Below are 17334 nucleotides of genomic sequence, written 5' to 3' on the forward strand. Positions count from 1 at the left end.
GGTCTCGCGGAGGAGGTCGGTCCCGGCCCACCTCACCGACGTGGGCCGGCCGGGCCTGCGCGGAGTGCGGTACGCAGGTGGGAGCGGACCGGTTCAGCGGGCATGGCCCGGCCGGCCGGCTCCACCGGTGCCGACCGCAGCCGCTCCAGGTGGAGGTACGGGCCGCGGATCCGACCGTCGCGGCTCGGCATGGCGGTGAAGTGGGCGTGGCCCGCGAACTGCCGACCGGGCGGTGGCTACCGCCCGTCGCGCCAGGCGACCGCCTCCCACGCCTCCCCTGCCATGCGCACCCCGCGCCCCGGGCGGTAGCGTCCTGAACAGGACGACCGCCCGGGGTACGGGCGCCGAACAAGGGGAAAGCGGGCCGGGTACGTGGAGAGCCACAGCGGAATCACCGTGCAGCGGGCACTGGAGCTGCCGGGGCTGCGTGCGGGGCTCCCTGAGGTGGTGGCCGGCGCGGACCGGCTGAGCCGCACCGTGCGCTGGGTGCACGCGGGCGAGGTGCCCAACATCGCCTCGCTCCTCAAGGGCGGCGAGCTGCTCCTCACGACGGGCCTGGGCCTCGGCACCCGCCCCGCCGAGCAGCGGGCGTTCGTCCGCCGCCTCGCCGACCGGGGCATCGCCGCCCTGGTGGTGGAGCTGGGCCCGCGCTTCAGCAGGCTGCCCGCCTCCATCGTGGACGCGGCCCGCGCGGCGGGTCTTCCGCTGGTGCAGCTCCACCGCGAGGTGCCGTTCGTCGCGGTGACCGAGGAGGTGCACACCGAGATCGTCAACGGGCATTACGCCCTGCTCCAGCAGGCGGAGGAGGTGCACCGGCGCGCCACCCGGGCGCTGCTGGACGGTGGCGGGGTGCCGCAGGTCCTCGGGATCCTCGCCGATTTCACCGCCAACCCGGTCTTCCTGGAGACGCCGGACGGGCAGCTCCTGTACGCGGCGTCCACGGGCACGGGTCCGGTGGGCGCGGACCCGCTCCAGGTCTGGGAGGGCATGCGCGGCGACCGGGCGGCCCGGGAGTCGCCGCCGGTCGGTGCGCTCCTGGTGGACGTACCGGGCGGCGGTCCGGACACCGGTGCCGTACGGGCCCGGCTGGTGCTGCTCGCCGTCTCGGGCCCGCTGGCCACCGTGCACCGGATGGCGGCCGAGCGGGCGGCGGGCCTGCTTGCCGTGGTCCTGATGCAGGCCCGGCAGGAGGAGGAGCTGGCGGCGCGGGGCCGGGGCGACTTCCTCACCGATCTCGCGGAGGGCAGGATCACCCCGGAGGACGCCCCGGCCCAGGCCCGGGTGCTCGGCTTCCGGCCCGGGGACACCCCGCTCCTCCCGGTCGTGATGCGGCTGGCGCCCGAGCTGTCCCCCTCGGGCAACTGGGCGCTGCTGGCCCGCGCGGTGCTGGAGGAGCTGGCCCCGGTCGGCGTGCCGGTGCTGCTGGGCGTGCGGCCGGTGGAGGGGCGGGTCCCGCTGCTGCTCGGGCTGCGCTCGGAGGGTGAGCGCACGGCGGTCGCGGACCGGGTCGCCGCGGCACTGCGGGCGGGCGTGGGGCGGGCCGGCCTCGACCGCGCCGGGTCGCAGCCGCCGGTGGTCGTGGTCGGTGTCGCCGGAAGCTGGGCGGCGGCGGGCGCGGGGCTGCGGCACGCCTCGGAGACGGCCACGGCGGCGCAGGGACTGGACGACCGGCCCTGGTACGACGCCCGGCGCCTCGACACCGACCTGCTGCTGTGGCGGCTGCGGGACCACCCGGACCTGGCGGCGTTCGTGAACCGGGCGATCGGTCCGCTGCGCGAGCACGACCGCACCTCGCGCCCGCCGCTGCTGCCGACGCTCCAGGCGTATCTGGCGCACGCGGGCCGCAAGGCGGAGACCGCCCGCGAGCTGCACCTCAACCGCCAGACGCTCTACAACCGGCTGGCCCGGATCGGCGAACTGCTGGGCACGGACCTGGACGACCCGCAGACGGTCCTGGCCCTCAGCCTGGCGCTGCGGGCCCGCCGCCACACGCGCTAGGGTCCTTGTCGTGACCGCTGCCCTACTAGGATTGTGAAGCGAGCGGCTGCGCCAACTCGTCGTAGACACTGAGCACATGGGCGATGGTGTCGTCCTCGGTCGGCCAGTTCGCCGCCTGCTCCCGCCCGGCCTCGGCCAGCCACGCGCACCGCTCGGGGTCTCCCAGCAGCCGCACGACCGTACGGGCGAGCGCCTCGGCGTTGCCGGACGGCACCAGTTCGGCGGCCTCACCGACCAGTTCGGGCACACCGCCGACCTCGGTCGCGACCAGCGGCACCCCCAGCCGCAGCGCCTCCTGCGCCAGCAGGGAGCGGCCCTCCCAGCGGCTGGGCAGCACGGCCAGGTCGGCGGCGGCGATCAACTCGCCGACGTCGTCCCGGCATCCGATCAGCCGCACGGGCAACTCCTCGTCCCGGATGCGCTGTTGCAGAGAGGCCCGGTCGCGCCCCTCCCCCGCGATGACGAGCAGGGGCACGGGGTCGAGCCCGCGCCAGACACGGGCGGCGTCCAGCAGGGTGTTGAAGCCGTGGTGCGGCACGAGGCTGCCGACAGCCATCAGCAACGGCCGCTCGACCGCGCCCAGTTCGGCCCGCGCCTTGCCGTCGTGCAGGGTGCCGGCGGAGCGCGGTACCGGGGCGGCCACCGGGGCCAGCCGCGCGTCGCGGGCCCCTCGGACCCGCGCCCGGTCCACCAGGTCGGAGGAGGGGGCGAGGACAACGGCGGCCGCCCGTACGGCCCTTCGCTCCAGCAGATGCAGGATCTGGCGGCGCGCCCCCTCGGCGTACCGGCGGGTGTGCCAGGTCAGCACCAGGGGCACGGTCCGCCCGCTCAGGGCGAAGGCGGTCCGGGAGGCGGCGTGCAGCCCGTGGGCGTGGACCACGTCGGCCCCCGCGCAGGCGGCGCGGAGCGCGGCGACGGCGGCCGGGTCGCTGCGCCGGGGCACCGGCAGGAAGCGGGCCCCGGTCGCCGTGAAGTCGTAAGCGTGGTCCACCGCGGGCGGGGCGCAGACGGTGACCTGCACCCCGCGCGCCACCAGCCCCGCGGCGAGCGAACTGACGTGCGCGCTGCTGCCCGCACTGCCGCCGCCCAGGACTTGGACCGTACGCAGCTGTGACACGTTGATTGGCTCCCGGGGTCCCGGAGTCGGCGGTAGGTACAGCGCCAAGGATGCCAGTCCGTACGCACGTTCCGGGACTGCCGGAACGTTGCTGCCGGGCACGCAGCGACAACCGGCCACATCGCATCACTCTCACGGGTGAATCAGAGGGCGCGATGTTGCCACCGCCGGCGTTCCGCAACCCCTTCACCGTCCCGCAGCCCCCGCCGCGCGCCTCAGCACCCCCGAGGCCCCGCCCCCGGCCCCACATCGACGAGGTTCACCAGATGGGCGGTGCCGGCGATGACCACACCCGTCAGCACCCCGTCCACCGCCCGCTCCCCGATCAGCAGCCCGGCGAACACCCCGGCCGCACCCCCTCGGGCAGACCTGGATACGCGTGCGGGTCCGGACGGGAGACCCCCCGCCCGGACCCGCACCCGTCGTCACCCGTCCTTGCGCGCCGTCGCCAGCAGCTCCTCGGCGTGGGCGCGGGCCGTCTCGGAGTCCTCCTGGCCCGCCAGCATCCGGGACAGCTCCCGGACCCGGTCCTCGCCCTCCAGGACCGTGACCCCGCTCCGGGTCACCGAGCCGTCCACGGTCTTCTCGACCAGCAGCTGGCGGTCGGCGAAGGCCGCCACCTGCGGCAGGTGCGTCACGACGACCACCTGGGCGGAGCGGGCGAGCTTGGCCAGGCGCCGCCCGACCTCGACCGCCGCCTTGCCCCCGACACCCGCGTCGACCTCGTCGAAGAGGTACGTCGGCACCGGGTCGGAGCCCGCGAAGACGACCTCGACCGCGAGCATCACCCGGGAGAGCTCACCGCCCGAGGCGCCCTTGGCGATCGGCCGGGGCTGGGCCCCGGGGTGCGGAGCGAGCAGCAGTTCCACCTCGTCGGCGCCCGAAGGGCCGTAGACGACGCTCCGTCCGCCGATGTCGATGCCGGACGCCTCGTCCGCCGCCTCGGTCTGCCGGATGGCGAAGGAGACCCGGGCGTGCGGCATCGCGAGCGAGGCCAGCTCCTCTGTCACCGCCTCGGCGAACCGGGCGGCGGCCTCCGTACGGGCGTCGGTCAACGTCTGTCCGAGAGCGGAGAGTTCGGCGCGCAACGCGTCGCGCTCGGCCGTCAGCTCGCCGATCCGCTCGTCGTCGCCCTCCAGCTCGGTGAGCCGACCCGCGCCTTCCTGGGCCCAGGCGAGCACGGCAGCGACGTCCTCGCCGTACTTACGGGTCAGGGTGGTGAGCGCGGCCCGCCGCTCCTCCACGGCGGCCAGCCGCAGCGGATCGGCCTCCAGCTGGTCGGCGTACCCGGCGAGCTCGCCGGAGACGTCGGCGATCAGGATGGAGATCTCCCCGATCCGGTCGGCCAGCGCGGCCAGCGCCGGGTCGTGGGCCCGGACCGCCTCCAGGGACTGCCCGGCGGCGGCGACCACCGTCGTGGCGTCGACGCCCTCGGGGTCCTCCGGGTTCCCCGCCAGCGCTGTGTGCGCGAGGGAGGCCGCGGAGGCGAGGGCCTCCGCGTGCCCGAGCCGTTCCGCCTCGGCGGCCAGCTCGGTGTCCTCCCCCGGCAACGGCTCCACGGCGGCGACCTCGTTCAGCCCGAAGCGCAGCAGATCCGCCTCCTGGGCCCGTTCCCGGGCCCGGGTGGTCAGCTCCTCCAGCTCGGTGGCGACGGCGCGCAGCCGCCGATAGGCCGCCGCGTACTTCGCGTGCGGGACCTCCACACCGTCCCCGGCGTACCGGTCCAGCGCCTGCCGCTGCCGCGCGGGCTTGAGCAGCCCCTGCTGGTCGGTCTGCCCGTGCACGGCGACCAGCTCGTCCGCGAGCTCGGTGAGGACCCCCACCGGCACGGATCTGCCGCCGAGATGGGCCCGTGAGCGTCCTTCCGCCGAAACGGTACGGCTGATGAGCAGCGCACCGTCGTCGAGTTCCGCCCCGGCCTCCTCTGCCCGCAGCGCCGCCGCGTCGCCCTCGGACACCGTGATCCTGCCCTCGACGACCGCGGCCTTGGCCCCGACCCGTACGAGGGCGGGGTCGGCGCGCCCGCCGAGCAGCAGCCCGAGGCTCGTGACGACCATGGTCTTGCCCGCGCCGGTCTCACCCGTCACCGCGGTGAAACCGGGTGACAGCTCCACCACCGCGTCGTCGATGACTCCGAGCGACCGTATCCGCATCTCCTCCAACACGGACATGACCTTACGAGGTTCCGAGGCGGACGCGCGACGGCCCCCGCTCCCGGATTCACTCTCCCGGGGATCACGGAGGCCGTCGGGCGCCGTCGGAGCGGTCAGTGGGGCGCGCCCCGCCACCCCGAGACGGGCAGCGCGAACTTCGCCACCAGACGGTCCGTGAACGAGGCCTGGTGCAGCCGCGCCAGCCGTACGGGCACCGCCCCGCGCCGCACCTCGACCCGCGCGCCGGCGGGCAGCTCCACGGTCCGGCGCCCGTCGCACCACAGCACCCCGTGCGGGGTGTGCGGCTGGACCTCGACGGCCAGCACCGAGGTCGGGGAGGTCACCAGTGGCTTGGCGAACAGGGCGTGGGCGCTGATCGGGACCATCAGCAGCGCCTCGACCTCGGGCCAGACGACGGGCCCGCCCGCCGAGAAGGCGTACGCGGTCGAGCCGGTCGGGGTGGCGCAGACGATCCCGTCGCAGCCGAACCCGGTGACCGGGCGGCCGTCGATCTCCAGCACGACTTCGAGCATCCGCTCGGGCGACACCTTCTGCACTGCCGCCTCGTTGAGGGCCCAGTCGGTGTGGACGATGTCACCGTTGCTGTGCACGATGACGTCGATCGTCATGCGCTCCTCGACGTCGTAGTCACGGGTGACGACCCGGGAGACCACCTGGTCGAGGTCGTCGCGCTCGGCTTCGGCGAGGAAGCCGACGCGGCCCAGGTTGACGCCGAGCATCGGCACCCCGGAGGCGCGGGAGAACTCCGCGCCACGCAGCAGGGTGCCGTCACCGCCGAGGACGATCAGCAGCTCGCAGCCGTCGACTGCGGCGGGCGATGTGTCGGTGACCGTCTCCACGGCGTCCGGGAGCGGCAGATCGGTCGCCTCGGTCGCCAGGACCCGTACGCCGAGCCCGTTGCGCAGCAGACCCTGCACGACGAGCTCCGCGCTGCGGATCGCGGCCGGGCGGCCTGTGTGCGCCAAAAGGAAGACTGTTCGTGCCGCATTCGTCGTCAACGAGGCCCCTCCGCCACTGCACGGTCGACATCCGCGGGATCCAGCTCAGGTGCGCCGGCCCGCAGCCACAGAAAGTACTCGACGTTCCCCGAGGGGCCGGGCAGCGGACTGGCCGTCACCCCTCGTACGCCGAGCCCGAGTCCCCAGGCCCGGCGCGCCACTTCACGTACCACTTCGGCGCGCAGCTCCCCACTCCGCACCACCCCGCCGCTGCCGAGCCGCTCCTTGCCCACCTCGAACTGCGGCTTGACCATGAGGACCAGGTCCGCGTCGGGCGCGGCGCACCGGGCGAGGGCGGGCAGCACGAGCCCGAGCGGAATGAAGGACAGATCCCCCACCACCAGGCCGACCGCCTCCCCGTCGATGTCCTCCAATGTCAACTCCCGCACATTGGTACGGTCCTTGACGACGACGCGTTCATCCGACTGGAGCGACCAGGCGAGCTGCCCGTACCCGACGTCGACCGCGACGACCTGCCGCGCCCCGGCCCGCAGCAGGACATCGGTGAACCCGCCGGTCGACGCGCCGGCGTCCAGGGCCCGCCGCCCCTCGACGGCCAGCCCGAGCGGGACGAAGGCGGCGAGCGCCCCGGCCAGCTTGTGCCCGCCGCGCGAGACGTAGTCGGGGTCGTCGTCGTCCTCGGTCACCACGATCGCGGCGGCCGTCTCGACCTGGGTGGCGGGTTTGGTAGCGGTGGTCCGGCCGACGGTGACCCGCCCCGCGGCGATCAGCTGGCTCGCGTGCTCGCGCGAGCGGGCGAGCTTGCGGCGTACCAGCTCGGCGTCGAGGCGGCGACGTGCCACTCCTGCCACGTTCGGTTCAGCTCCTGTGGTCGTGCGTGTCGTACGCGGGTGTGACGGGCCTGGGCCCGGGTGTGGCGGCCGGACGGGTGTCCAGCGAGGTCAGCGCATCCTTGAGCCCACGGTGTACATCCTCGTACACCTCGGTGTGCCCGTCCGCCGGGAGGTGGTCCGCGTCGGCCAGCCGCTCCAGCAGGGCGTCGACCTCGGCCCGGCCGGTGGGGGTGCGCTCCACGCCCAGGGGTGCGGGCTCGGCGGGCTCGAAGGAGGCCGCGTCGGCCACGGGCCCGTCCTGTGGCAGGTCCGGCTCCTCGGGCGTGCTCACGGGCGGGGTTCCCGCCTCCGGCGTCCAGTCGCTCATGCCGAAACGCTACCGCGACGGGCCGGTGTACCGTCGAGGACGATGGCGACCATGGCGGAGTGCCGCAGCGCGCTCGACAAACTCTCCGACAACCTCGCGACGGCCGACGGCGACGTACGCGGCGCCGCCGCGCTCGACCGCTCGCTGAGCTGTCACATCAAGGACCTCGACATCACGTTCACCGGCCGCCTGGCCGACGGCCGGATCCGGGTGCAGGGCACCGTCGAGGGCCCGCCCCGCGAGAAGGCCGAGATCCGGCTCATGATGACGGGTGACGACCTGGTGGCCCTGGTCGACGGCGACCTGAACTTCGCGAAGGCGTGGGCATCGGGCCGCGTACGCCTGGAGGCGGGCTTCCGGGACCTGCTGAGACTGAGATCACTGCTGTAGCGCATCAAGCCCGTCCGGCAATGGAGGACAAAGCCGCCCACCAGGGCGCCACCCCCACCCGTTCACCGACCTTCAGGCGGCAGCCTGACGCGCCTTCCGGGCCGCGGGCACGACCAGGGGCGTCCCGGTCTCAGGGTCGTCGATCACCTGACACCGCATCCCGAACACCCGCTCCACCAACTCCGCGTCGACCACGTCCGAAGGCGCCCCCTCCGCGACGATCTCCCCCTCCCGCATCGCGATGAGATGCGTGGCGTACCGCGCGGCGTGGTTCAGATCATGAAGTACGGCGACGAGCGTGCGCCCCTGGGTCTCGTGCAGCTCCGCACACAGGTCGAGGACATCGATCTGGTGCTGGATGTCGAGGTACGTCGTCGGCTCGTCGAGCAGCAGCAGCGGCGTCTGCTGGGCCAGGGCCATGGCGATCCAGACCCGCTGCCGCTGGCCGCCGGAGAGCTCGTCGACGTAGCGGTCGGCGAGAGCAGCCACTCCGGTCGACTCCATGGACTCCTGGACCACCCGCTCGTCCTCCGGCGACCACTGCCGGAGCAACCCTTGATGGGGGTAGCGGCCCCGGGCGACGAGGTCGGCGACGGTGATGCCGTCGGGTGCGATGGAGGACTGCGGCAGCAGCCCCAGCGTGCGGGCGACCTTCTTCGCGGGCAGCTGGTGGATGACCTGCCCGTCCAGCAGCACCTGGCCCCGGCTCGGCTTCAGCATCCGGGCGAGCGAGCGCAACAGGGTCGACTTGCCGCAGGCGTTGGGCCCGACGATCACCGTGAAGGAGTTGTCGGGTATCTCGACCGAGAGATCCTCAGCGATGACCCGCTGGTCGTAGCCGAGGGTCACCGATCGTGCGGTGAGGCGCTGCATGGTCGTACTCCCGGAGGCAGGGGGTGTCCGGCGGATCAGGGCCGGAAGGACCACCGGCCAACACCAAGTTAGGTTAACCTATCTTCCTCCTGGCGCCCCTCGCCCAGGCCGTCCGGGCACACCCCCTGAGGGCCGGTCACAGCCCGAGCGCGGCGACGGCTTCCTCCGTGTCCAGCCCGAACGCCGCCTCCCCGGCGAAGGTCCACGCGGCCCCGCAGAGCGCCCGCAGCCCGTCGAGCGGATCCCCCTCGCCCTCCAGGACCAGGTCCTCCCCGTCACGTACGGCCGCGGTCCACCCGCCGCACCGGAACACCTCTCCCGCGTCCCCCTCCGAACGCTCCGACGTGACATCGGGCTGCCCGGTCAGCAGCCCCCGCAGATCCCGGTCCACATACGTCGGCCGGTGCTGCGGCGGTGCGGCGAGCAGCTGGGCCGCATCCGTCACCCCGGTCAGCACGAGCAGCGAGTCCACGCCCCCGTTGAACGCGCCCTCGATGTCCGTGTCCAGCCGGTCCCCGACGACGAGGGGCCGCTTCGCCCCGGTCCGCAGCACGGTCTCCCGGTGCATCGGCGGCAACGGCTTTCCCGCGACCTGGGGCTCGGCGCCGGTGGCGATCCGTACGACCTCCACGGCTGCACCGTTGCCCGGCGCGATACCCCGGGCGCCCGGAATGGTCAGGTCGGTGTTGGACGCGTACCACGGCAGCCCGCGCGCGACGGCGTAGCTCGCCTCGGCGAACCGCCCCCACGCCAGATCCGGCCCGCCGTACCCCTGGACCACGGCCACCGGGTCGTCGTCCGCCGATTCCACCGGCACCAGACCGCGCTCCCGCAGCGCGACCCGCAGCCCTTCGCCGCCGACGACCAGCACCCGGGATCCGGCGGGCAGCTGGTCGGCCATCAGCCGGGCGACCGCCTGGGCGGAGGTGATCACATCGGCGGCCTCGGCGGGCACGCCCAGCTCGGTCAGGTGCTCCGCCACCGCGTCCGGCGTGCGCAGGGCGTTGTTGGTGACGTACGCGAGGTGCATCCCGCCGTCCCTCGCGGTGCCCAGCGACTCCACGGCGTGGACGATCGCCTCGCCCCCCGCGTACACCACCCCGTCCAGGTCGAGGAGAGCCGTGTCGTACGCCGCGCTCAGCGCCGTACTGCTCCCCGCCGGCCGGTACCGGTCGTGCTGCTGGCTCATATGGCTCCGCTCCTCATTCATGCCTCTCCCCCGATCATCGCGCATGCCCCGTGCACACATACGATGCTCAGATGAACACTTCAGGTCCCGACGAGCAGGGGCTGCGGCTGATCCCGTTCCGTGGACTGCGTTATGTCCCCGAGCGGGTCGGCAGCCTGGCCGCGGTGACCTCGCCGCCGTACGACGTGGTCGTCAGGCCCGACGGTCTGCACCACCTGGAATCGGCGGACCCGCACAACATCGTGCGCCTCATCCTCCCCCAGGCGGACACCGCCGAGGACCGGCACCGGCAGGCGGCGAAGACGCTGGAGCGCTGGCTGGCCGAAGGCGTGATCGCCCCGGACCCCGCGCCCACGCTGTACGTCTACGAGCAGCGCAACGACGAGATCCTCCAGCGCGGCCTGATCGGCGCCCTGGCCCTCTCCCCTGCCGCCGACGGCATCGTGCTGCCGCACGAGGACGTCATGGACGACATCGTCGCGGACCGCGCGGAGCTGATGCGGACGATGCGGGCCCACCTGGAACCGCTGCTGCTGACCTACCGCAGCGGCGGGGCCGAGGAGGGGGCCGCGGCGGTCATCGAGCGCACGGCCGAGCGCCCCCCGTTGCTCTCCACCACGACGGAGGACGGGTTCCACCACCGCCTCTGGGCCGTCACCGACCCTGCCGAGCGCGTCGCGATCGAGACAGATCTCGCCCGGCACCAGGCGCTGATCGCCGACGGCCACCACCGCTGGGCCACCTACCTCCGGCTCCAGCGGGAACAGACCGCCCCGGGCCCCTGGGACTTCGGCCTCGTCCTCCTCGTCGACACGACCCGCCACCCGCTCCAGGTCCGCGCGATCCACCGGCTGCTGCGCGGCCTGCCGGTTGCCCGGGCGCTCGAAGGCCTCACGGGCCTCTTCCGGATCCGTACGGTCGCAGGCCCGCTCCCCCGCGCGCTCGACGCCCTGGCCGGCGCGGCTGTCGAGGGCAACGCGTTTCTCCTCGCCGGTGACGGCCGCTTCCACCTGGTGGACCGCCCGGACCCGGCCCTGCTGGCCCGTACGATCCGCACGGACCGCCCCGTGGCGTGGCGCACCCTGGACGCAACGGTCCTGCACTCGGCGCTGCTCGACGACGTCTGGCGGATCCCCGACGCTCCCGAGCACATCGGCTACATCCACGACACCGAGGCCGCCGTCGAACAGGCCGAACGCCTCGGCGCCACGGCGGTGCTCATGCACCCGGTACGCGAAGAGGTCGTCCGGGACCTGGCCAGACAGGGCGTCACCATGCCCCGTAAGTCGACGTCCTTCGGCCCGAAGCCGGCGACGGGCCTGGTCATGCGCAGCCTGACCATCGACTGAGAAGCCGCCGGGCACGAGAAAGGGGCGGAGTTCCCTCGGGAATCCCGCCCCTTTCCTGTGTCAGCCAGCCGCTGTCAGCGACTAGGCCTTGCCCGCCCCGTCGCCCCGCTCGTCCACGTCGTCGCCCTCAGGCGAGTCGGCGAGAGAGGAGGAGACGGGTCCCTCGGTCTCGACGGACTCCACGCCCTCGTCGTCACCCAGGACATCGACGAACGCCACCCCGTCCAACTCGGCAAGCCGGTCCGACGCGTCGGTCGAGCCGTCCCTGTCGGCCTCCAGGGCCTTGCCGAACCACTCACGGGCCTCGTCCTCGCGCCCTGCCTCCAGCAGCGCGTCCGCGTAGGCGTAGCGCAGACGCGGCGTCCACGGCTGGATGGAGCTGGAGGCCAGCTCGGGACTCTGCAGCGTGACGATGGCGGCATCGATCTGCCCCATGTCCCGACGGGCGCCCGCAGCCACGAGCCGCATCTCGACCTGGCCGGCCTTGTCCAGCTTCTGCACCTCGGGCTCACCGGCCATGGCCATCGCCCGCTCGGGCCGGCCGAGGCCGCGCTCGCAGTCCGCCATGACGGGCCACAGATCCACGGACCCGGTCATCCGCCGGGACGCGCGGAACTCGGCGAGCGCCTCCGCGTACTTCTGCGTCGCGTAGGCCGCGAACCCGGCCGCTTCGCGCACGGCGGCGACGCGCGAGGCGAGCCGCAGGGCGATACGGGCGTACGCGTACGCCTCCTCCGGGTCCTCGTCGATCAGCCGGGCCACCATGACGAGGTTGCGCGCGACATCCTCGGCCAGGGTCTTCGGCAGGCTCATGAGCTCCTGGCGTACGTCCTTGTCGATCTCGTCACCGGTGACGTCATCCGGGATGGGCAGCCGCTTGATCGGCTCACGGTCCCGGTCACGGTCGTCCCGGCCACGGAAACCGCCACGGTCACGGTCGTCGCGCTGCCCGCCGCGGTAACCACCACGGTCCCCGCCACGGTCACGGTCGTCGCGGCGGAAGCCGCCGCCGGAGCCGCCACCACGGTTGTCGTCACGGCGGAAGCCGCCGCCACTGGGACGGTCGTCATCGCGACGGGGCCCACGCGGCCGATCGTCACGACGCTCGGACCCACCACCGCTCGGGCGGCCACCACGGCTGTCCTCACGCTGCTGACCACCGCGGTAACCAGCACGGTCGTCATCGCGACGGGGCCCACGGTCCCGGTCCCGATCGCGGTCGTCACGGCGGAAGCCACCACCGGAACCAGCGCCCCGGTTGTCATCGCGCCGGAAGCCGCCGCCACTGGGGCGGTCGTCGTCACGACGAGGGCCACGCGGCCGATCGTCACGACGCTCGAAGCCGCCACCGCTGGGACGGGCACCACGGTCGTCGTCACGCCGGAACCCATCGCCGGAGCCGCCACCGCGATTGTCATCGCGGCGGAAGCCACCACCGGCGTTGCCGCCACGGTTGTCGTCACGGCGGAAGCCACCACCGGCGTTGCCGCCACGGTTGTCGTCACGGCGGAAGCCACCACCGGAGCCGCCACCGCGGTTGTCGTCACGGCGGAAGCCACCACCGCTGGGGCGGTCGTCATCGCGACGCGGCCCACGCGGCCGGTCATCACGACGCTCGAACCCGCCACCAGTGGGCCTGCCGCCACCACGATCGTCACGGCGGAAGCCACCACCGGAGCCGCCACCGCGGTTGTCATCGCGACGGAAGCCGCTCCCGGCCTTGCCGCCACGGTCGTCACGGGGGAAGCTGCCACCGCTGGGGCGGTCGTCGTCACGACGGGGCCCACGCGGCCGGTCATCACGACGCTCGAAGCCGCCACCGCTGGGGCGGCCACCACGGTCATCGTCACGACGGAACCCACCGCCGGAGCCACTTCCACGGGTGTCATCGCGACGGAACCCACCACCGGAGGATCCAACCCGGTTGTCATCCCGCCGGAAGCCACCGCCGGAGTTGCCTCCACGGTTGTCGTCACGGCGGAAGCCGCCACCGGAGCCACCGCCGCGGTTGTCATCGCGACGCGGCCCACGATCCCGGTCGCGGTCACGGTCATCGCGGCGGAAGCCGCCACCGGTCGGCCGGCTGTCGTCACGGCGCGGGCCGCGGTCGTTGTCACGGCGAGGCGCTGCGGAACCGGACCGGTCGTCACGACCACCGCGGTAACCGCCCCGGTCACCACCGTCCCGGCGACGCGGCTCGCGCTCCGGACGATCGTCGGGAGAGTTGGTGGACATGGGTGTGACTCCTGTCTTCGGGTACCACAGACATTCTCGCGCAGCCGACCCTCCGACGCGCTTCGACAAAAACAAAAGGACCCATGGTCCCAGCGTGAACGCTGGGACCATGGGTCCTTGAAAGATTGTTCGGCGGCGTCCTACTCTCCCACAGGGTCCCCCCTGCAGTACCATCGGCGCTGAAAGGCTTAGCTTCCGGGTTCGGAATGTAACCGGGCGTTTCCCTAACGCAATGACCACCGAAACCCTATCGGGTTCTAGCGAACAAGCACACTCTTCAATTAAGTAGTGAAACTGTTCAACCGGTGCGATAACTGTTCGCAACCCGGGAACAACACAGTGGACGCGAGCAACTGAGGACAAGCCCTCGGCCTATTAGTACCAGTCAGCTCCACCCCTTACAGGGCTTCCACATCTGGCCTATCAACCCAGTCGTCTACTGGGAGCCTTAACCCCTCAAAGGGGGTGGGAATACTCATCTCGAAGCAGGCTTCCCGCTTAGATGCTTTCAGCGGTTATCCTTTCCGAACGTAGCCAACCAGCCATGCCCTTGGCAGGACAACTGGCACACCAGAGGTTCGTCCGTCCCGGTCCTCTCGTACTAGGGNGGTGCGGGGCTTTCCCGGAAAAATTGTTCGGCGGCGTCCTACTCTCCCACAGGGTCCCCCCTGCAGTACCATCGGCGCTGAAAGGCTTAGCTTCCGGGTTCGGAATGTAACCGGGCGTTTCCCTAACGCAATGACCACCGAAACACTATGAAATTAACCAACACCGGACAACAACACGGCCGTTCGTTATTTCAGAACTAACACAGTGGACGCGAGCAACTGAGGACAAGCCCTCGGCCTATTAGTACCAGTCAGCTCCACCCCTTACAGGGCTTCCACATCTGGCCTATCAACCCAGTCGTCTACTGGGAGCCTTAACCCCTCAAAGGGGGTGGGAATACTCATCTCGAAGCAGGCTTCCCGCTTAGATGCTTTCAGCGGTTATCCTTTCCGAACGTAGCCAACCAGCCATGCCCTTGGCAGGACAACTGGCACACCAGAGGTTCGTCCGTCCCGGTCCTCTCGTACTAGGGACAGCCCTTCTCAATATTCCTGCGCGCGCAGCGGATAGGGACCGAACTGTCTCACGACGTTCTAAACCCAGCTCGCGTACCGCTTTAATGGGCGAACAGCCCAACCCTTGGGACCGACTCCAGCCCCAGGATGCGACGAGCCGACATCGAGGTGCCAAACCATCCCGTCGATATGGACTCTTGGGGAAGATCAGCCTGTTATCCCCGGGGTACCTTTTATCCGTTGAGCGACAGCGCTTCCACAAGCCACTGCCGGATCACTAGTCCCGACTTTCGTCCCTGCTCGACCCGTCGGTCTCACAGTCAAGCTCCCTTGTGCACTTACACTCAACACCTGATTGCCAACCAGGCTGAGGGAACCTTTGGGCGCCTCCGTTACTCTTTAGGAGGCAACCGCCCCAGTTAAACTACCCATCAGACACTGTCCCTGATCCGGATCACGGACCCAGGTTAGACATCCAGCACGACCAGAGTGGTATTTCAACGACGACTCCACAACCACTGGCGTGGCCGCTTCAAAGTCTCCCACCTATCCTACACAAGCCGAACCGAACACCAATATCAAACTATAGTAAAGGTCCCGGGGTCTTTCCGTCCTGCTGCGCGAAACGAGCATCTTTACTCGTAGTGCAATTTCACCGGGCCTATGGTTGAGACAGTCGAGAAGTCGTTACGCCATTCGTGCAGGTCGGAACTTACCCGACAAGGAATTTCGCTACCTTAGGATGGTTATAGTTACCACCGCCGTTTACTGGCGCTTAAGTTCTCAGCTTCGCACACCCGAAAGTGCACTAACCGGTCCCCTTAACGTTCCAGCACCGGGCAGGCGTCAGTCCGTATACATCGCCTTACGGCTTCGCACGGACCTGTGTTTTTAGTAAACAGTCGCTTCTCGCTGGTCTCTGCGGCCACCCCCAGCTCAAGCAGCAAGTGCTATCACCAGTGATGGCCCCCCTTCTCCCGAAGTTACGGGGGCATTTTGCCGAGTTCCTTAACCATAGTTCACCCGAACGCCTCGGTATTCTCTACCTGACCACCTGAGTCGGTTTAGGGTACGGGCCGCCATGAAACTCGCTAGAGGCTTTTCTCGACAGCATAGGATCATCCACTTCACCACAATCGGCTCGGCATCAGGTCTCACCCTCAACGTGTGACGGATTTACCTACCACACGGGCTACACCCTTACCCCGGGACAACCACCGCCCGGGCTGGACTACCTTCCTGCGTCACCCCATCGCTTACCTACTACAAGTCTGGTTCATCGGCTCCACCACTACCCTCAACTCCGAAGAGATCGGGCCGGCTTCACGGACTTAGCATCGCCTGATTCAGCACTGGGCGTTTCAAAGCGGGTACCGGAATATCAACCGGTTGTCCATCGACTACGCCTGTCGGCCTCGCCTTAGGTCCCGACTTACCCTGGGCAGATCAGCTTGACCCAGGAACCCTTAGTCAATCGGCGCACACGTTTCTCACGTGTGTATCGCTACTCATGCCTGCATTCTCACTCGTGAACCGTCCACAACTCGCTTCCGCGGCTGCTTCACCCGGCACACGACGCTCCCCTACCCATCCATACGGGCGTTGGCCCTATGTGTATGAATGACACGACTTCGGCGGTACGCTTGAGCCCCGCTACATTGTCGGCGCGGAATCACTTGACCAGTGAGCTATTACGCACTCTTTCAAGGGTGGCTGCTTCTAAGCCAACCTCCTGGTTGTCTCTGCGACTCCACATCCTTTCCCACTTAGCGTACGCTTAGGGGCCTTAGTCGATGCTCTGGGCTGTTTCCCTCTCGACCATGGAGCTTATCCCCCACAGTCTCACTGCCGCGCTCTCACTTACCGGCATTCGGAGTTTGGCTAAGGTCAGTAACCCGGTAGGGCCCATCGCCTATCCAGTGCTCTACCTCCGGCAAGAAACACACGACGCTGCACCTAAATGCATTTCGGGGAGAACCAGCTATCACGGAGTTTGATTGGCCTTTCACCCCTAACCACAGGTCATCCCCCAGGTTTTCAACCCTGGTGGGTTCGGTCCTCCACGAAGTCTTACCTCCGCTTCAACCTGCCCATGGCTAGATCACTCCGCTTCGGGTCTAGAGCGTGCAACTCAAACGCCCTATTCGGACTCGCTTTCGCTACGGCTTCCCCACACGGGTTAACCTCGCTACACACCGCTAACTCGCAGGCTCATTCTTCAAAAGGCACGCAGTCACGACTGACAGCACAAGTGCTGCCAGCGACGCTCCCACGGCTTGTAGGCACACGGTTTCAGGTACTATTTCACTCCGCTCCCGCGGTACTTTTCACCATTCCCTCACGGTACTATCCGCTATCGGTCACCAGGGAATATTTAGGCTTAGCGGGTGGTCCCGCCAGATTCACACGGGATTTCTCGGGCCCCGTGCTACTTGGGTGGTTCTCAAGCAAGCCGTTGATGTTTCAGCTACGGGGGTCTTACCCTCTACGCCGGACCTTTCGCATGTCCTTCGCCTACACCAACGGTTTCTGACTTGCCGACCAATCGGCAGATTGATCAAGAGAACTCCCACAACCCCGCATGCGCAACCCCTGCCGGGTATCACACACATACGGTTTGGCCTCATCCAGTTTCGCTCGCCACTACTCCCGGAATCACGGTTGTTTTCTCTTCCTGAGGGTACTGAGATGTTTCACTTCCCCTCGTTCCCTCCACACTGCCTATGTGTTCAGCAGCGGGTGACAGCCCATGACGACTGCCGGGTTTCCCCATTCGGAAACCCCCG

At 69.8% G+C, this 17334-nt stretch carries 13 protein-coding genes, 3 rRNA genes and 1 pseudogene (1 of these 17 cut by a window edge); 3 read left to right on the plus strand and 14 right to left on the minus strand.

Annotated features, from left to right (window positions below; all coding sequences use genetic code 11):
- Window positions 1-47: 47 nt before the first annotated feature.
- Window positions 48-218: pseudogene (locus AMK21_RS36370) on the minus strand (branched-chain amino acid aminotransferase); the annotation flags it as partial.
- Window positions 219-372: 154 nt separating this feature from the next.
- Between AMK21_RS36370 and AMK21_RS28390 the strand changes: the two are divergent.
- On the plus strand, window positions 373-1998 hold the full coding sequence (locus tag AMK21_RS28390; protein WP_073882028.1) for a PucR family transcriptional regulator: 1626 nt from the start codon (window positions 373-375) through the stop codon (window positions 1996-1998).
- A 25-nt stretch (window positions 1999-2023) separates the two neighbouring features.
- Here AMK21_RS28390 and AMK21_RS28395 read toward each other — a convergent pair whose 3' ends face one another.
- The 6 genes from AMK21_RS28395 to AMK21_RS28420 all read right to left on the minus strand — a co-directional run bounded on the left by AMK21_RS28395 (window position 2024) and on the right by AMK21_RS28420 (window position 7448).
- Entirely contained in the window at window positions 2024-3115 is a 1092-nt protein-coding gene (locus tag AMK21_RS28395; protein ID WP_073882029.1) for a glycosyltransferase family 4 protein, read from the minus strand.
- A gap of 215 nt (window positions 3116-3330) precedes the next feature.
- Window positions 3331-3459 carry a hypothetical protein gene (locus AMK21_RS36740; protein WP_267893939.1) on the minus strand — a complete coding sequence of 43 codons (129 nt, stop codon included), beginning with the start codon at window positions 3457-3459 and terminating at the stop codon, window positions 3331-3333.
- Between the two features lie 81 nt (window positions 3460-3540).
- Window positions 3541-5286, minus strand: a complete 1746-nt coding sequence (recN, locus tag AMK21_RS28405; protein ID WP_073882031.1) for a DNA repair protein RecN — start codon at window positions 5284-5286, stop codon at window positions 3541-3543.
- Between the two features lie 95 nt (window positions 5287-5381).
- Window positions 5382-6287, minus strand: coding sequence for an NAD kinase (locus AMK21_RS28410; protein WP_073882032.1), 906 nt, complete (start codon window positions 6285-6287; stop codon window positions 5382-5384).
- A complete protein-coding gene (locus AMK21_RS28415; protein ID WP_073882033.1) occupies window positions 6284-7099 on the minus strand; it encodes a TlyA family RNA methyltransferase in 816 nt (271 codons plus the stop codon). The genes AMK21_RS28410 and AMK21_RS28415 overlap by 4 nt, the downstream gene beginning before the upstream one ends.
- 7 nt (window positions 7100-7106) lie before the next feature.
- Window positions 7107-7448 (minus strand): hypothetical protein, encoded by a 342-nt coding sequence (locus AMK21_RS28420; RefSeq protein WP_073882034.1) that lies wholly within the window; start codon window positions 7446-7448, stop codon window positions 7107-7109.
- A 42-nt stretch (window positions 7449-7490) separates the two neighbouring features.
- Here AMK21_RS28420 and AMK21_RS28425 point away from each other — a divergent pair, with 42 nt between their 5' ends.
- The gene (locus AMK21_RS28425) at window positions 7491-7838 is read left to right on the plus strand and encodes an SCP2 sterol-binding domain-containing protein (RefSeq protein WP_073882035.1); all 348 of its coding nucleotides are present in this window, start codon (window positions 7491-7493) and stop codon (window positions 7836-7838) included.
- A gap of 72 nt (window positions 7839-7910) precedes the next feature.
- Here the strand turns inward: AMK21_RS28425 and AMK21_RS28430 are convergent, their stop codons facing one another.
- Both AMK21_RS28430 and AMK21_RS28435 read right to left on the minus strand, forming a co-directional pair.
- On the minus strand, window positions 7911-8711 hold the full coding sequence (locus AMK21_RS28430; protein ID WP_073882036.1) for an ABC transporter ATP-binding protein: 801 nt from the start codon (window positions 8709-8711) through the stop codon (window positions 7911-7913).
- A gap of 136 nt (window positions 8712-8847) precedes the next feature.
- The gene (locus tag AMK21_RS28435) at window positions 8848-9900 is read right to left on the minus strand and encodes an HAD-IIA family hydrolase (RefSeq protein ID WP_073882037.1); all 1053 of its coding nucleotides are present in this window, start codon (window positions 9898-9900) and stop codon (window positions 8848-8850) included.
- Between the two features lie 71 nt (window positions 9901-9971).
- On the opposite strand from AMK21_RS28435, the gene AMK21_RS28440 reads away from it, so the two are divergent.
- Window positions 9972-11249 carry a DUF1015 family protein gene (locus tag AMK21_RS28440; RefSeq protein ID WP_073882038.1) on the plus strand — a complete coding sequence of 426 codons (1278 nt, stop codon included), beginning with the start codon at window positions 9972-9974 and terminating at the stop codon, window positions 11247-11249.
- An 81-nt stretch (window positions 11250-11330) separates the two neighbouring features.
- Here the strand turns inward: AMK21_RS28440 and AMK21_RS36745 are convergent, their stop codons facing one another.
- The 5 genes from AMK21_RS36745 to AMK21_RS28465 all read right to left on the minus strand — a co-directional run.
- Window positions 11331-12062, minus strand: a complete 732-nt coding sequence (locus AMK21_RS36745; protein WP_073882039.1) for a tetratricopeptide repeat protein — start codon at window positions 12060-12062, stop codon at window positions 11331-11333.
- Complete coding sequence (locus AMK21_RS36965; protein WP_073882119.1) at window positions 12059-13399, minus strand: hypothetical protein; 1341 nt, start codon at window positions 13397-13399, stop codon at window positions 12059-12061. The genes AMK21_RS36745 and AMK21_RS36965 overlap by 4 nt, the downstream gene beginning before the upstream one ends.
- A gap of 212 nt (window positions 13400-13611) precedes the next feature.
- Window positions 13612-13728: ribosomal RNA gene (rrf, locus tag AMK21_RS28455) — 5S ribosomal RNA — on the minus strand.
- Window positions 13729-14117: 389 nt separating this feature from the next.
- Window positions 14118-14234: ribosomal RNA gene (gene rrf, locus AMK21_RS28460) — 5S ribosomal RNA — on the minus strand.
- Between the two features lie 79 nt (window positions 14235-14313).
- Window positions 14314-17334: ribosomal RNA gene (locus AMK21_RS28465) — 23S ribosomal RNA — on the minus strand (it continues 105 nt past the right edge of the window).

It is taken from the genome of Streptomyces sp. CB00316 (assembly GCF_001905595.1).
Lineage (GTDB): Bacteria > Actinomycetota > Actinomycetes > Streptomycetales > Streptomycetaceae > Streptomyces.

Coding starts and splice junctions, on each gene's coding strand:
- AMK21_RS28420 (WP_073882034.1), bottom strand. CDS start 7,448: ATGAGCGACTGGACGCCGGAGGCGGGAACCCCGCCCGTGAGCACGCCC.
- AMK21_RS28425 (WP_073882035.1), top strand. CDS start 7,491: ATGGCGACCATGGCGGAGTGCCGCAGCGCGCTCGACAAACTCTCCGAC.
- AMK21_RS28440 (WP_073882038.1), top strand. CDS start 9,972: ATGAACACTTCAGGTCCCGACGAGCAGGGGCTGCGGCTGATCCCGTTC.
- recN (WP_073882031.1), bottom strand. CDS start 5,286: ATGTCCGTGTTGGAGGAGATGCGGATACGGTCGCTCGGAGTCATCGAC.
- AMK21_RS36745 (WP_073882039.1), bottom strand. CDS start 12,062: ATGAGCCTGCCGAAGACCCTGGCCGAGGATGTCGCGCGCAACCTCGTC.
- AMK21_RS28435 (WP_073882037.1), bottom strand. CDS start 9,900: ATGAGCCAGCAGCACGACCGGTACCGGCCGGCGGGGAGCAGTACGGCG.
- AMK21_RS28430 (WP_073882036.1), bottom strand. CDS start 8,711: ATGCAGCGCCTCACCGCACGATCGGTGACCCTCGGCTACGACCAGCGG.